At 34.0% G+C, this 15585-nt stretch carries 12 protein-coding genes and 2 tRNA genes; 6 read left to right on the top strand and 8 right to left on the bottom strand.

Features of this window, described 5'->3' with window-relative positions; all coding sequences use genetic code 11:
- Window positions 1-5 precede the first annotated feature (5 nt).
- A tRNA-Leu gene (locus tag DICTH_RS03425) sits at window positions 6-93 on the bottom strand.
- A gap of 111 nt (window positions 94-204) precedes the next feature.
- On the opposite strand from DICTH_RS03425, the gene DICTH_RS03420 reads away from it, so the two are divergent.
- From DICTH_RS03420 to ftsH, 3 genes are all read left to right on the top strand, one after another.
- Window positions 205-280: transfer RNA gene (locus DICTH_RS03420), tRNA-Met, on the top strand.
- A gap of 6 nt (window positions 281-286) precedes the next feature.
- Entirely contained in the window at window positions 287-1654 is a 1368-nt protein-coding gene (gene tilS, locus DICTH_RS03415) for a tRNA lysidine(34) synthetase TilS (protein WP_012548781.1), read from the top strand.
- Window positions 1655-1658: 4 nt separating this feature from the next.
- A complete protein-coding gene (gene ftsH, locus DICTH_RS03410; RefSeq protein ID WP_012548341.1) occupies window positions 1659-3482 on the top strand; it encodes an ATP-dependent zinc metalloprotease FtsH in 1824 nt (607 codons plus the stop codon).
- Here the strand turns inward: ftsH and DICTH_RS03405 are convergent.
- Entirely contained in the window at window positions 3477-4073 is a 597-nt protein-coding gene (locus tag DICTH_RS03405) for a tetratricopeptide repeat protein (RefSeq protein WP_236608280.1), read from the bottom strand. The two genes, ftsH and DICTH_RS03405, sit on opposite strands and share 6 nt — an antisense overlap.
- Window positions 4074-4132: 59 nt before the next feature.
- On the opposite strand from DICTH_RS03405, the gene DICTH_RS03400 reads away from it, so the two are divergent.
- The 3 genes from DICTH_RS03400 (at window position 4133) to DICTH_RS03390 (ending at window position 7543) form a co-directional block, all read left to right on the top strand.
- Window positions 4133-5065 carry a 1-phosphofructokinase family hexose kinase gene (locus DICTH_RS03400; protein WP_012548305.1) on the top strand — a complete coding sequence of 311 codons (933 nt, stop codon included), beginning with the start codon at window positions 4133-4135 and terminating at the stop codon, window positions 5063-5065.
- Between the two features lie 76 nt (window positions 5066-5141).
- Window positions 5142-6356 (top strand): aminotransferase-like domain-containing protein, encoded by a 1215-nt coding sequence (locus DICTH_RS03395; protein WP_012548182.1) that lies wholly within the window; start codon window positions 5142-5144, stop codon window positions 6354-6356.
- Window positions 6353-7543, top strand: a complete 1191-nt coding sequence (locus tag DICTH_RS03390; RefSeq protein ID WP_012548100.1) for a geranylgeranyl reductase family protein — start codon at window positions 6353-6355, stop codon at window positions 7541-7543. The genes DICTH_RS03395 and DICTH_RS03390 overlap by 4 nt, the downstream gene beginning before the upstream one ends.
- Window positions 7544-7612: 69 nt before the next feature.
- Here DICTH_RS03390 and DICTH_RS03385 read toward each other — a convergent pair whose 3' ends face one another.
- From DICTH_RS03385 to DICTH_RS03360, 6 genes are all read right to left on the bottom strand, one after another.
- Window positions 7613-9460: an S-layer homology domain-containing protein gene (locus DICTH_RS03385; RefSeq protein ID WP_012547278.1), complete on the bottom strand. Its 1848-nt coding sequence runs from the start codon at window positions 9458-9460 to the stop codon at window positions 7613-7615.
- A 217-nt stretch (window positions 9461-9677) separates the two neighbouring features.
- Window positions 9678-10139 (bottom strand): methylglyoxal synthase, encoded by a 462-nt coding sequence (locus tag DICTH_RS03380; RefSeq protein WP_012547392.1) that lies wholly within the window; start codon window positions 10137-10139, stop codon window positions 9678-9680.
- Between the two features lie 12 nt (window positions 10140-10151).
- Entirely contained in the window at window positions 10152-11012 is an 861-nt protein-coding gene (gene nikC, locus DICTH_RS03375; protein ID WP_012548665.1) for a nickel transporter permease, read from the bottom strand.
- 17 nt (window positions 11013-11029) lie between these two features.
- Complete coding sequence (locus tag DICTH_RS03370; protein ID WP_041723201.1) at window positions 11030-12031, bottom strand: ABC transporter permease; 1002 nt, start codon at window positions 12029-12031, stop codon at window positions 11030-11032.
- Between the two features lie 58 nt (window positions 12032-12089).
- Window positions 12090-13664, bottom strand: a complete 1575-nt coding sequence (locus DICTH_RS03365; RefSeq protein ID WP_012548137.1) for an ABC transporter substrate-binding protein — start codon at window positions 13662-13664, stop codon at window positions 12090-12092.
- A gap of 57 nt (window positions 13665-13721) precedes the next feature.
- Window positions 13722-15572: a glycosyl hydrolase 53 family protein gene (locus DICTH_RS03360; RefSeq protein ID WP_012547741.1), complete on the bottom strand. Its 1851-nt coding sequence runs from the start codon at window positions 15570-15572 to the stop codon at window positions 13722-13724.
- Window positions 15573-15585: the final 13 nt, after the last annotated feature.

Below are 15585 nucleotides of genomic sequence, written 5' to 3'. Positions count from 1 at the left end.
TGGAATGGTGCCGGAGGCCGGACTCGAACCGGCACGGGGATTGCTCCCCACTGGATTTTAAGTCCAGTGCGTCTGCCATTCCGCCACTCCGGCGGTAATCCCTAAACCTCTCTTTGGTTTAAAAGTTTATCATAAGTTTTATTCTTCGTAAAGTATTGTCTAAAACAAAAATTTTTATTATAATTCATTTGAAAAGAAAAAATTGGCGGTGTAGCTCAGCGGTTAGAGCACACGGTTCATAACCGTGGTGTCCAGGGTTCGAATCCCTGCACCGCCACCAAGGAAAGTGACTAAGGATATAAGTAATTTAGATTATATAGAAAAAAAAGTCTTAGATTTTATAAAAAGCGAGTCCCTCATATCTCAGGGGGACTCTATTATTTTAAGTGTTTCTGGTGGGAGTGATTCTATAGCCTTATCCGAAATTTTATATAATTTATCTTCTATTCTTAACTTGAATTTATATATTGTATACATAGACCACCATGTCCGCTCAAATACTTACATAGAAAAAGAAATAATTAAAGACTATGCCACATCTAGAAGCATTCCTTATTCCTTTCTTGACATTTATACTACAGATTTTACGGAAAAGACCCTCAGAGAAGAAAGATACAAAGCCCTTATAAAATTTTCAGAAAAGATCAAATTTAATAAAATTGCTTTAGGACACACCTTAGATGACCAAATAGAAACTATAATTATGAGTTTCTTTAAAGGATATGGAATAGAGGGTTTGTGTGGCATACCCACCAAAAGAGATAATTTCATAAGACCTATTATTATACTCTCAAAGGAAGAAATTCTTGAGTATTGTAAAAGAAAAAATTTAAAATATGTCGATGATTTTACAAATCTTTTACCAATTACTTTAAGAAACAGAATTAGATATCAACTAATTCCTTTCCTTAAAGAAAATATACCACAGTTTCCTCAAAGTATTATTTCTCAAAGCGTCATACTATCTATTGAGAATGATCTCTTAGAAAAACTTTCCAAGAAATATTTTGATGGTCTAAAAAGATCTAATAATGTAATAGAAATAGAAAATGAAGGTTGGAAACTTTTACATGATGCTATAAAAATCAGAGTTTTGAAGGAGATCTTCAAAAATTTTAATGAAGAGTTATCAAACGAAGCAATATTTTATATTCTCAGAGAGATGAGTATTATGGAAGGTAGCAAAACTTTAGAAATAGGAAATACAGAAATCTATCTTTACAACCAGAAAATATATATCTATAAAAAAGAAAAACATGAATTTATAATTATACTTCCTATACCTGGAGAGGTTAAGCTTCCTACAGGAGAAATCCTAAAAGCAGAATTGATAAGAAACGAAGGAGAGCCTTTCAATTTTAAAGATTTGTGGCATGCATATTTTGACTATGATAAAATAAAAGCTAAGGAGTTAATAGTTAGAAACTGGAAAGAGGGAGATAGAATAGAGCCTTTTGGACTTGAAGGAAAAAGTAAAAAGGTACAAGATGTTTTTGTGGATAAAAAGATCCCAAAATGGAAAAGAAAGATTATTCCCTTGGTGACTTATAAAGATAAGATATTATGGATTCCAGGGGTAATAAGGTCGGATATTGCTAAAGTCACCAACGATACCCAAACAATACTACATCTTAGCCTAAAGAAGGAGGTTTAAATAATTGAACTGGAGGGGCTTAATTCAGAGACTTATAATAATCTTTTTGATTGGTTTTTTAGTATACACTTTTATTAATCCTAACTCTCTTAATTTAAATAATAGAGAAAGACAAATCTCTTATACAGAGTTTTTAAAATATGTTGAAAATAAAGAAGTATATAAAGTAGAAATAGGAGAGAATGACGCCACAGGTCTCTTTAGAGATGGAACAAAATTCAAAGTATATATTCCTTCTCAGGATCCAAATCTTATACCCACTCTTGTAAGAAATGATGTAGAAGTTGAGGTTAGACCTCCAGAAACTACATCTATATGGATAAGTTTTCTTTTAGGCTTCGCTCCCTATCTAATTCTTATTTTCTTCTTCTGGATGATGTTTAGACAAATTCAAGGTAGCAATAATCAGGCATTTTCCTTTGGAAGAAGTAGAGCAAGACTATTTCTTGACAACAGACCAAAAGTAACCTTTGCTGACGTAGCTGGAGCCGATGAGGCAAAACAAGAGCTCAAAGAAGTTGTAGACTTTCTTAAATATCCACAGAAATATAGACAATTAGGAGCAAGAATTCCTAGAGGAATACTTCTTGTAGGCCCACCAGGAACTGGTAAAACATTACTTGCAAGAGCTGTAGCAGGAGAAGCCAATGTACCCTTCTTTTCTATAAGCGGCTCAGAATTTGTAGAAATGTTTGTCGGAGTAGGAGCTGCAAGAGTAAGAGATCTATTTACCCAGGCTAAAAAATTGAGCCCTTCAATTATCTTTATTGATGAGCTTGATGCTGTAGGAAGACATAGAGGAGCAGGGCTTGGTGGAGGCCACGACGAAAGAGAACAAACATTGAACCAACTTTTAGTAGAAATGGATGGTTTTGATGAAAATACTAATGTTATAGTACTTGCAGCTACAAACAGACCTGATATCTTAGATCCTGCCCTACTAAGGCCAGGGCGTTTTGATAGAAGAGTAATTGTAGATAGACCAGACTTTGAAGGCAGGAAAAAAATATTAGAAGTTCATCTAAGAGGAAAACCAATAGGAAAAGATGTTAATATTGATATAATTGCTAAAAGTACTCCCGGGTTTGTAGGCGCTGATATTGCAAATCTAGTAAATGAGGCAGCTATTCTAGCAGCAAGAAAAAACAAGAGAGAAATTAACATGGAGGAATTTGAAGAAGCCATTGAAAAGGTCATAGCAGGTCCGGAAAAGAAGAATCGAATTTTAAGACCGCAAGAAAAAGAAATCGTTGCTTTTCATGAGTTAGGGCATGCCTTAGTTGCCAAACTAATTCCCGAAGCAACTCCTGTCCATAAAGTTACCATTATTCCAAGAGGACTTGCCTTAGGATATACCCTTCAATTGCCAGAAGAAGACAGGTACTTACTCACTAAAAGAGAATTAGAAGCTGAAATTACGGTACTTTTAGGAGGAAGGGCTGCCGAAGAATTAATCTTTGGACAACCAACCTCTGGCGCTGCTGACGATTTAAGGAGAGCTACAGAACTTGCTCGAAAAATGGTGTGTGAATATGGAATGAGTGAGAAATTAAGAAATCTCTCTCTTGGAGAAAATCATTCAGAAATATTCTTGGGTAAAGATTTAATGCAAATTAAAAATTATTCTGAAGAAACTGCAAGAGTTATAGATGAAGAAATAAAAAGTATAATAGATAAAATGTATAATAAAGCCCTCGATTTACTAAAAAATCATGAAGATGTACTAAGAGAACTTTCAAAAATACTCATGGAAAAGGAAACTCTTGAAGGAACTGAAATTGATAAATATCTTTCAAAAGATACATCAAAAGTGGAGGAAGCTCTATAAGCTTCCTCCCTCTTTTATCTCTTTTTTTCTATTCCTAAGTTCCTGAACTCTATAAAGAATTTGCCAATCCTTTGGATCTTTTTTCCTAAATTCAAATATTTCCTCCTCTGCCTCTTCTATCTTTCCAACTTTTATCAATAATTCAATTAGATTATCTCTTGCAGCACTGTTATCAGGATCTATCCTTAGAACTTCTCTTAAGATCCTTTCTGAAATCTCATAATTGCCCAATAAAAATTCAACTAACCCTAATCCTCTCAGATACTCTGCATTCTCAGGTTCTATATCACAGGCTAACTTAAAATACTCCTTTGCAGTATGTAAATCTCCTTCTCCGACTAAAACAAATCCCATAAAATAGTAATTAAAAGCTTCTTTAGGATTATGATCAATATTATCAGTTATTAATCTTTTAGCCTTATCAAATTCTTTTACCCAAAAATAGAGATCAGCAAGAGTTATCCTAAGCCAGCTTAAAAGTTCGTCATCATTGATCTCTGATAAAATCTTTTCATAAAGAGTTATGGCTTTATATAACTTACCTTTCTGCTTAAAATCATCTGCTTTTTTTAATAAATCAGTAATATCCATTTTCATATTTAAAAGTATAATATATTTAAAACTAAAATCAACTAATAAGGAGCTTAAAGATGATCTTAGTGGTGAATATAAATCCAAGTCTAGATATAGTTTTTTATACTCAAAAATTTCAAAAAAACAAAGTGAATAGATCTTATAAGGAAGAAATGATACCTGGTGGAAAGGGAATAAATGTGGCAAAAACCTTGAAAGCTTTTGGAGAAAAGGTTAAAATTATTGGATTTTGTGGAGGATCTACAGGTATAATTTTAAAAGAAGAATTAAATATAAGAGACATTGATTATGAATTTGTAGAAACTAAAGGTAAAACAAGGTTTGCTATAGGAATAAAAGAGGATAAAAAAAATACCTTTACTGTATTAAACGGAGCTGGAAATAGAATAAGAAATGAAGAATGGGAAAAGTTCTTTAAGATCTTTAGAGAAAATGTTAAAAATTCTGAGATAGTAATAATATCAGGAAGTGTTCCTCCAGAGACCCCTGCAGAGATCTACGCTTTAATGTTGAAAGAAATAAAAAATCCTAAAATAATTAAAGTAGTAGATGCAAGAGATAATGTGTTAAAAGAAGCCTTAAAGGAATCCCCAGATATTGTTAAACCAAACAAAGAAGAAATTGAAACTTTATTAAAATTCAAACTCAAAAACAGAAATAACTATATTCAGGCCATTAGCTTCCTAAAAAACTATAATATAAAGTACCCCATTATATCCCTTGGAAAAAAAGGAGCTCTAATTGGAATAGAAAACCATATCTATAAATCCGCTTTACCTCCTAATAATGGTATTCAATGGGGAACAGGAGATTCATTCTTAGCAGGATTTATCTATGGTCTTAAAAATTATAAAGATCCTATTAAGGCTATAAAATTGGCCTGTGCTACTGGATATGTCAAAACAAAATATGTAGAAATCACCCAAGAGGAACAAATTAAGGAAATATTCAACTTAGAGAATAAAGTAAGAGTTACAAAAATATACTAAAAATTTCTAAAATTATATCTTGACTTAATTGAATAATTATGCTAATTTTTGTGAAAAAGTTAAGGAGAGTGGGAAGATGGGGTGCAAAAAATTTTCAAAAAGAATAGCCCAAAGAACCTCTGATGCTATGTCAAAATTTGTTTTAGCTCAAGATCCAGAAACTATTTCTTTTGCAGGAGGTCTACCAGACAATAACCTCTTCCCAGTGGAAGAACTAAGATACGCCTATGAAGAAGTACTTAGGACAGAAGGAAATCGTGCCTTTCAATATTCGTCAACTATTGGAGATATAAAACTAAGACAGCTAATTGGGGAACAATTTTTCAATAAATGGTCTTTAACAATAAATCCAGAAAACATAATACTAACAGAAGGATCTCAACAAGCCTTAGATTTGCTTGGGAAATTATTTCTTGATGAGAATGACATTGCCTTAATAGAGGAACCAGGCTATCTTGGGACTATACAAGCATGGAGTATGTTTACCGATAGACTTATTGGAATTCCACAAGACGAATATGGTATCAATACAGATTATTTAGAAGAGGTACTATCAAATCTAAATGAGAAAGTAAAATTGCTTTATATAGTTCCTGACTTTTCTAACCCAGCAGGCACATGTCTTGCCATAGAGAGAAGAAGAAAAATCTTAGAACTCTCTGAAAAATATGATTTCTTCGTAGTAGAGGATTTAGCATATAGTTTGCTCTCCTATGATACTGACACTCTACCTCCTCTTCTAACCATCTCCGGTAGTGAAAAAATTATAACCATAGGAAGCTTCTCGAAAATTTTATCTCCAGGCCTAAGAACAGGTTTTGTAATCGGCCATAAAGAAGTAATAAATGCCCTTGTAAGATTAAAAGAAGCCTCTGACCTCTGTTCAGGAACTCTGAATCAAAAAATGATATACCAATATTGGAGATTAGGTTTCCTTGAAAAGCATGTTAAAAAATTGAGAAAAGCATACAAAGAAAAGAGAGACGCTTTAAAAATAGCCTTAGAAAATACCTTCAAAAATATCGCTAACTGGAATTATCCTCAAGGTGGATTTTTCTTTTTCTTAACCTTTCCAGAATGGGTAGATACCTATAAACTCGCAGAGTGTGCATTAAATAACAAAACAAGTTTTGTCCCTGGAGAAGAGTTCTTTGTATCCCAAGAAGGAAAAAACACTGCTCGAATCTCTTTCTCTCAAGTACCAGTGGATAAAGTAGAAGAAGGTGTAAGAAGACTCATAAAAGCGTGGGAAGAATATAAAGAAAGAGAGAAAGAAAGAATAACTATATGATTTGGGACCTAGTAATAGTTGGTGGTGGACCCGTAGGAAGTTTTGCAGGTTACTTAGCAGGGAAAAATAATATAAAAACTCTCATAATAGAAGAGCACAGCAAAATAGGAGAACCCCTACACTGTTTGGGTAAACTAAGCATTCATGCCTTTGAAGAATTCCCTCTTCCTAAGGAATCCATTAGGAATAGCTTAAAAGGGGGATATTTTTTCTTTCCCAATGGGAATTTTATAAAATTAAAAAAAAGTAAGCCTGACTCCTACATTCTTGATCGTTCTCTCTTTGACAAAAACATGGCAGAATTAGCTGGAAAAAATGGCTGTACTTTACTGTTATCAGCAAAGGCTATTGGAATTGAAATTGAAAACGAAGCAACAAGACTAATCATAGAAGAAAAAAATCGAAGAAGAAAGATTGAAGCAAAAGTAATAATAAACGCTGAAGGTGCAAAACGGCAATTTGCCAAAAGATTAGGTCTCAAGCCTAATCCTTATCTCGTATCCCTTCAATATGAAGTAATAGGATTAGAACTTCTAGATAAAGAATGCGTAGAGGTTTATCTTGGTTCTACTTATTCAAAAGGCTTTTTCCTTTGGGTTTCTCCTTATGGAAACCTTACGAAAATCGGTGTAGCAGTCCAACCTAATGAGAATCCTAAAATATTTCTTGATAAATTTTTAAACAATCTAAAAAAAACCCGAAATTCGGGTATAGAAATAATAAAGTCCTATGGTGGAATTATACCTATTTTAGGACCTTATGAAGAATATTATTATCCCAATATCCTCATTGTTGGAGATGCTGCAGGATACAACAAATCTACCACAGGTGGAGGTATATACTTTGGATTACAAGGAGCCCAAATAGCTATAGAACAAGTTAAAAAATATCTTGAGGATAACAATATTAATCATTTAAAAACATTTCCCAAGTTAACTTATAAAAAATTTGGTAAAGAGTTAAAATTCACAAAAATAGTAAGAAAGTTTTTAAACCAATTAAGTGATAGTGATTTGAATGAGATATATAAAATAATTAATTCTGAAGAAATTATAAGAAACATTGAAAACTTTGGAGATACTGCTTATCAGACATCAGTACTTAAAACAATTCCTAATTTATTAAAAAATAAAGAATTTTATAAGTTATCAAAATTCACCCCTAAAATTCTAAAATCAATTTTTTAAATACTCCTGTAGGAAATAAAAAAGGGGAGGGATTTTCTTCCCTCCCCTTGATTTTCCAATCAGCAGATATTAGAAGGAAGCTCCTGCAGAGAATACTACGGATTTTTGGACAGCGTCAAAATTACCTCCAAGTAGATTTCCTAGACCGTACAAGTACAATCCTAAAGATAGATCAGCCTTAGGATCTACAGCATACACTACTGCAAAATTAGCTGCTGCTGCACCACCTTCAAGATTTGTTGCATATCCTGTTAAGCTAACTTTATCAGTTAATTTATAAGATCCACCAATCTTCAAAGATACTGTATCTTTTAGTTCTCCACTGCCAAGAGCCATAACATCTGGAACTCCTACTATAACATCAATTACAGCATTCTTTAACATCGCAAGCTTCACACCACCATAAACTGAGAACTTACCATTATCATATGAAGCTCCTGCAACACCTGTTATATCTTTGCTAATTGGCATGCTTGCATCTACACCACCAGACATATCAATTCCACTAGCACTACTCACAGATTGTAAGAAGAGTTTTACACTAGGCATCAAATTAAATGTTAACTTTGTTGTAAGAGTATTCACTGGGGTTCTTGTGGCCAAACCAACTTTTACTGTAAATCTTAAATCCAATGCAAAATTCTTCTCTACAGTAGCTTTATTCTCAAGAGTAGCCACCCTCTCTTCTAAAGTAACTAATCTATTTACTGTTTCATCTAATCTTGTAGATACTCCATCATTAAGCACAAATAGATCGTCCACACTGGTAGATAGAGCTTCTATAGAAGAGTTGATATTATCAATATTTGTATTAACTTGATCAAATTTCGAATTAATATCATCAATCTGAGATTGTAAATCAGCTACTACTGTACTTAGATCATCTACACTGGTAGAAAGCTCTGTTAACCTTGAGTCTAAATCCATTATGAATGATTTAATCTCATCAAGTTCTACAGGAATCTCTATACCCTGTATAGATTCTATCCTTGCTATTAACTCATCAAGTTGATCTTTTAATGCAAGTACCTCATCGACCTTTCCAGAAAGATCTACAAGATTTGCATTTAGATCATCTACTGAACTCATAATATCAGAAATTGCACTGTCTACATCATCAAGTCTTGTTTCAACTGCCGAAACCCTATCCTCAAGATCAGTAACTCTGCCAGTTAACTCCTCCACATCTGGAACCTCAATTGAACCTAATTTCTCCTCAATCATTGCCTCTACTTCATCTAAAGATGGCTTATCTACTAATGCTGCCTCAACATCTGCAAGTCTTGAATCTAAGTCAGTAACAAATCCCTCAAGATCAGTAACTCTGCTAGTTAACTCCTCCATTTTTGATTCTACAAGTTGCTCTAACTTATCTCCAACTACTGCCTCAATTTGTTCAGGAGTAATTTCCACTTTTTCTATAGCTTCTATCTTTGCCTCTAAATCATCAAGCCTTGCATTTACATCCGCAAGTGCCTCATTGACTATATTCTCTACATCTTCTACTCCCACTTTCTCAGTAATCGCTGTTTCTAAGTCAGAAACTCTTGAATCAAGATCTTGTAACGCATTCATTAAATCTTCTACGTTTGCTCCAATAAGCTGCAATTCATCCTGGAGTTGAGAAACAAGGTCTTTAAGTTCACTAACATCGGTTGCAGGCAAGGCTATTTTACCAGTTTGTAGAGCTTGTATTAACTTATAGAGTAAGACAGCAACTTGATATCTTGTTACATATAGATCTCCAGCAAAAGTATCAGGTTTGATTCCAGAAATTATCCCTAAATCTGTTAAGTACTTAACTGCTTCTGCTGCCCAATGATTAGATGGAACATCCTTAAATTTACCTACCTGTGCATAAGAAACACTTAAGACTAAGAATACCATTAATACTAAACTTAAAATCCTCCTACTCATACGACCCTCCCACAATAAATATTTTTTTAGAGAGAGCTACCTTTATCCTTTAAAGGATAAAGAGCTTCCTCTCTAAATCTCTCATTAAGACCGTACTTAAAACGAGTAACATTAAGGATTTCTCTCACCACCTCCCTTCACAACAACTCAATTAAATTATACTTTTAAAATAATTAGATGTCAACATAATAAAATCAATATATTTTGTGATAAAATTTTACAAATTCAATTTTCTGTGAACATAAGCCTCATAGTCAGGAACAAGCCTTACATACTCCATATTCATTAGTGGAGAGGAGATTATAAAATCAGCTGTAGCTCTATTCGAAGCTATAGGAATATTCCATACCACAGCAATTCTAAGAAGTGCCTTTACATCAGGATCATGAGGGAGTGGTTCTAATGGATCCCAGAAAAATATGAGAAAATCTATCTCCCCTTCTGCAATTTTTGCTCCAATCTGTTGGTCTCCTCCAAGTGGACCACTATAAAATTTTATTATTTTTAAACCAAGTTCTTTTTCTAAAATATCACCAGTAGTTCCAGTAGCATACAGAATATGGTTAGACAATGTTCCTCTGTTAAACCTTGCCCATTCTAATAATTCCTGTTTTTTGTTATCATGAGCCACTAAGGCAATTCTCTTTTGTTTCCCCATAACAATCTCTTTATAACCCATTTTAGCTACACCTCACTTATAGGACTTTGGATCAAATACATCTCTCAACGCATCCCCAAAAAGATTGAATGCAAGGACTAACATCATTATAGCAAGTCCTGGAAAAACAACAGTCCAAGGAGCAGTTCTCAAATATTGTCGAGATTCAGAAAGCATAGCACCCCATTCGGGAGTTGGAGGTTTTGCCCCAAGCCCTAAAAAAGAAAGACCAGCAGCCTCAAGTATTGCAGAACCTATGCCCAAAGTAGCTTGTACAATTATAGGAGCAACAATATTAGGCAAGATATGCTTTAACAAGATTTTTCCCGTACTTACGCCTACAGCTTTTGCAGCAACAATAAAATCTTTTTCTTTTACTGAAAGGACTGAAGCTCTAACTATCCTTGCAAAGGTTGGAATAGAGACAATACCAACAGCAATCATAGTGTTTTCCAATTTTGGTCCTAAAACAGCCACAATACCAATAGCAAGAAGTATTGTTGGAAAAGCAAGCATTATATCAATTAATCTCATTATTAAAACATCCCACAAACCCCCAAAATATCCTGAAATTAGTCCTAAAAAGACTCCAAAAGATAAAGCAAAAAAAACAGATATAAATCCTACGGTAAGCGAGATCCTTGCTCCATAAATAATCCTTGTAAAAATATCCCTTCCTGCATAGTCAGTACCGAAAAAATGCTTAGGAGATGGTGGAAGTAATCTTTCAACTAAATTTTGGGTATAAGGATCATATGGTGTTATTAAGTCAGCAAATACAGCTAAGAGAATGAAAGAAAAAAGCAAAAAAGCCCCTAAAATCCCTGTCTTATGCCTTAAAAATTTTTTCAAAATTCTTCTTGAGGACTTTTGACCTAAATTTACCTTTTTCATTATCATCTTCCCCTAACCTAATAGCGTATTCTTGGATCGATAAAAACATATATTATATCCACTATAAGATTAATTATTACAAATAATAAGGCTGATAGCAATATGGCTCCTTGTATTAACGGATAATCTCGAGACATTATAGCATCATATACTAGTCTTCCCATTCCAGGCCATGAGAATATAGTCTCCGTCATAATAGCCCCTCCCAACAAAAACCCAAATTCTAGCCCAATCACAGTAATAATGGGGATTAATGCATTTCTTAGAGCAGATCGTAAAATGATTCTTCTTTTTGGTAAACCCTTAGCATATTCTACTAAAATGTACTCTTGATTTAGCACCTCTAACATACTTGACCTTGTCATTCTTGCAATTGTTGCCATAGGTACCGAGGATAAGGCAATACTCGGTAAGATAAGATGATACAAAGAGTTGAAGAAGGCTTTAAAATTACCTGTTAAAACGCTGTCAATCAAGTAAAAGTTTGTTATAACATTCAAGTTTATATCTACATCTAATCTTCCTGAAGGAGGGAACCACCCTAAATAGAGAGCCCCAAACCATATTAACATAAGACCTAACCAAAAAATAGGCATAGACACTCCTACAAGAGCAAGAAACATAACAAAAGTGTCAACAATAGATCCAGGCTTTAGAGATGCTAAAATTCCGAAAAATATCCCCAAAAAGCTTGCTATAAACATAGAAAACAAGGTCAACTCAATAGTAGCTGGAAATCTAATCATAATTTCATTGATAACTTTTTCTCTAGTCACAATAGATCTTCCAAGGTCTCCTTTTATAAGCTGTTTCAAAAAAATCAAGTATTGTATTAAAATTGGCTTATTCAAACCAAGCTCTTCTCTAATACGTGCTAGCTCGCCAGGAGTTGCTCTTTCTCCTAAGATCACCCTAGCAGGATCTCCAGGTATCAATCTTATTAATATAAAAGAAATAAAGGAAACTCCAATTAAAATAGGGATTAAAAGCAATAGTCTTTTTATTATATATTCCTTCATTAGTTTATATCACCCCAATTGTAAAAAAGAGGGGGGAAGATAAACTTCCCCCTTTTCCTTATTCTTTCCAAACTTTGTTAAGCGGCTCACTTCCTGTTGCATGAGGAATATAATTATGAACTGTCTTTTTTCCAGCAAGAGGTGGCATTGTATGAGCCAATATTACCCATGGAACATCACGATGGACTATCTCACAAGCCTTTTCGTATAATTTAGCTCTTTCTTTTTGGTTAGATATAGTTTGAGCTTTAATAAGTATTTCATGTAATTCGTCAGATCTATAAAAAGCAATATTACCCGCACTTCCTTTTACCGCATTGTCTTTATCTAAAAGGACATAGAAGAAATTATCAGGATCACCATTATCTCCTGTCCAACCTAAGAAAGCCATATCGTGTTCACCATTCTCGGTCTTTTGAAGATATGTTCCCCAATCATAAGTAACGATTTCAGCATCAATACCTACGGCTTTTAAATAACTCTGTACTGCTTCTGCTACCTTCATTGGTTGAGGGATGTATGGCCTATTAACAGGCATTGCCCATAAGGTAGTCTTGAAACCATTAGGATATCCTGCCTCTGCTAACAACTTCTTAGCCTTCTCAGGATCATATGAGTAATCTTGGATCTTATCATTATATCCCCATAAGCTAGGAGGAATAGGGTTCTTTGCTACCATGGCAAATCCTTTAGGATAATAAGCATCTACAATTGCTTTTTTATCTATAGCATAATTTATAGCTAACCTAACCCTTATATCATCAAAGGGCTTCTTATCCATGTTCATTGCAATATAGCATACATTTAAACTTGGCCTTATAAAGAGTTGTAAGTTTTTATTTTGTTTTACCCTCTCCACGTCCTCTGGATTAATACCATCAATAATATCTACAGTCCCTGCCTCAAGTTCCATAAATCTTGCTGAATTATCTGGAATAGATCTAAATATTATCTTATCTAAGTAAGGAGCACCATCCCAATAGTTTTTATTCGCCTCGAGGACAATTTTATCTCCTTTAATCCAGGAAACAAACTTAAAAGGTCCTGTTCCTACGGGATTTTTAAAGAAATCTTCCTTATATTTCTTAATAGCTGTAGGACTCGCTATGGCAAAGCATGGCATTGCAAGGTTAGAAAGAAACGGTGCTAAAGGTTTTGTTAAAGTAATTTTTACCGTATAATCATCTATTACATCTACAGATTTAACAATCCCTGGAAATCCACCAAACATATATCCCCAGTATTCAAATTCTCCCCCAAAATGATAAGGATTCTTAGGATCTCTCCATCTATCAAAATTAAATTTTACTGCCTGAGCATTAAAGGGAGTACCATCATGAAATTTTACTCCCTTTCTAAGATAAAAGGTCCAAACCTTTTGATCTTTTGATACTGTCCATTTTACAGCTAAAGAGGGTACTACTTCGGTATTATTAGGCTTATACTTCACTAAAGTATCAAAAATTTGATGAGTAACTCTTAAAGATTCACCATCAGTAACATTTATTGGATCCAACTTAACCGAATCTCCCCCTCTTCCAAAAACTAGTGTACCACCTCTTTTGGGGGTTTGAGAGTTAGCAAAACTTACGAAAAGCAATAAAACCAATAAAAAAACTATATACTTCTTCATCTTAACCTCTCCATAAAGTAATAAATTATTTTATTTATAAAGGCCCCCTTGCCTTTCCTACTCTTGTTCTTTCAACTCAAAATCATCTATCCATGCCCAGTTTCCAGTATTTCCATCCACTATTATACTTATTTTAATCTCTCCCGTAGTAACTTCAATATTGCTTATAGTAGGATTTTTCCACTCTAACCAACCAGTATTAGTTATGTCAATATATCTATCTTCACCCCCGTATCCACTAACTTTAAACCTTACTAAATTTTCTCCTCCGCCACCTTGAATCCAAAAACTAACCTTATATTTACCAGGTTTAAGATCCTTAACAACCTGGTATAACTCAAACTTAAAAGGCTTATCAAGCCAATAGTTAAGAGCGTAATCCCCTGACTTTGCATTCTGAGGAGGAGTTGCCTTTACAACCTTTACAGCAGAGATATCTCCTTCAACCTTCCAAGGGAAAAGAGTTCCAGATTCAAAGCTTGGATTCTGTATATAATTTTTCTGACCACTCACCTGAATATTTGCATATATTTCTTTTTGTACTTCATCAATAATTCCTTTTAACTTAAACTCTCCAGGAGTTGCAATAAGTTTTGGATCAATAACATCCCATTTAACTTTCATACTTCTAATTGAGTCATCATCAAATAGCACTTTAACCTTTTCAGGCAAATTAGGTATCTCTCCTGTAGAAATTTTTATATTTATCTCGGACAAAACTTCTATTGGTTTTGAATAAACCTTCTCTTTTCTATAAACAAGATTAAACACATCTAAAGATGGAAGAGCATTCCCTTTAAAATCAAATAGAGCTTGATTTTCCCATGGATTGCCTTCTCCTTGCTTCCATCCTGCTCCCTTTACAGGTATCCAACAACCCTCCCAATAGAATATTCCTAAACCTTTATTATTTGGTATATTAGCTATTACATCCATTATGTCCCTTATAGCTGTAGCTTGTCCTTGAATTGTAGGCTTATATCCTCCTATCTTCCACAGGTCTCCACCAAAAATGTTTGGATGTCCATCAGCATCATCTAAAGTCCATGCATAAGCAGTCTCAAAAATTGCTATCTCCTTATTCAACCAGAGAGCAATACTGTTTAAATTTTCCCTCAATTCATCCAAGGTGCCATGCCAGTAGGGATAATAAGATACTCCGATAACATCAAAGTCCATTTTTAAACTTAAAACATTTCCAAAAAACCATCTAAATAATGCACTATTTCCACCTTCAGCAAGATGCACAGCTATCTTAATATTCTTATCCACTTTTCTTACAGCACTTGCTCCAGCATTGAACAACCTAACAAAATTCTCAAAACCTCCTGCATCATCTCCAATAAGCTTACCATCAGGCCACAAAAAACCATTATTAACTTCGTTACCAATCTGCACCATATCAGGTAAAGCTCTATTATCTCTCATGTACTTAATCACCTGATATGTAAAATCAGAAACTGCTTTTTCAAGGGCTTTACCTTTTAAATTTTTCCACGCCTTTGGCTTTTCCTGTTTACCAGGATCAGCCCAAAAATCGCTGTAATGAAAATCCACAAGTACTTTTAATCCCAGAGCTTTTGCTCTCTTAGCAAGTTCGGTCATACTTTTATATTCGCAATTTCCTCCACCATAAGGATTGCCTTTCTCATCGTAAGGATCATTCCATATCCTTACTCTCACCCAATTAACTCCGTGATCCTTTAGTATTTGAAGCGGATCTTTTTGAACCCCATTATCAAAAAACTTTCCTCCATTTTTCTCAATCTCATACAACATTGATATATCAATGCCCTTAATGAAATCTTTGGATATATTTTCTATAGGATTTACAACTACCTTAGTTTCGGCATATCCCAAAGTTAGCATAAAAACCCCCATCAAAATTAATATAGTTAGTTTTCTCATATTTCATATCCTC

The sequence above is a fragment of the Dictyoglomus thermophilum H-6-12 genome, from assembly GCF_000020965.1.
GTDB classification, from domain to species: domain Bacteria; phylum Dictyoglomota; class Dictyoglomia; order Dictyoglomales; family Dictyoglomaceae; genus Dictyoglomus; species Dictyoglomus thermophilum.
Note: the sequence above shows the minus strand (reverse complement) of the source record. Positions and strands in the feature narration are given on the sequence as shown.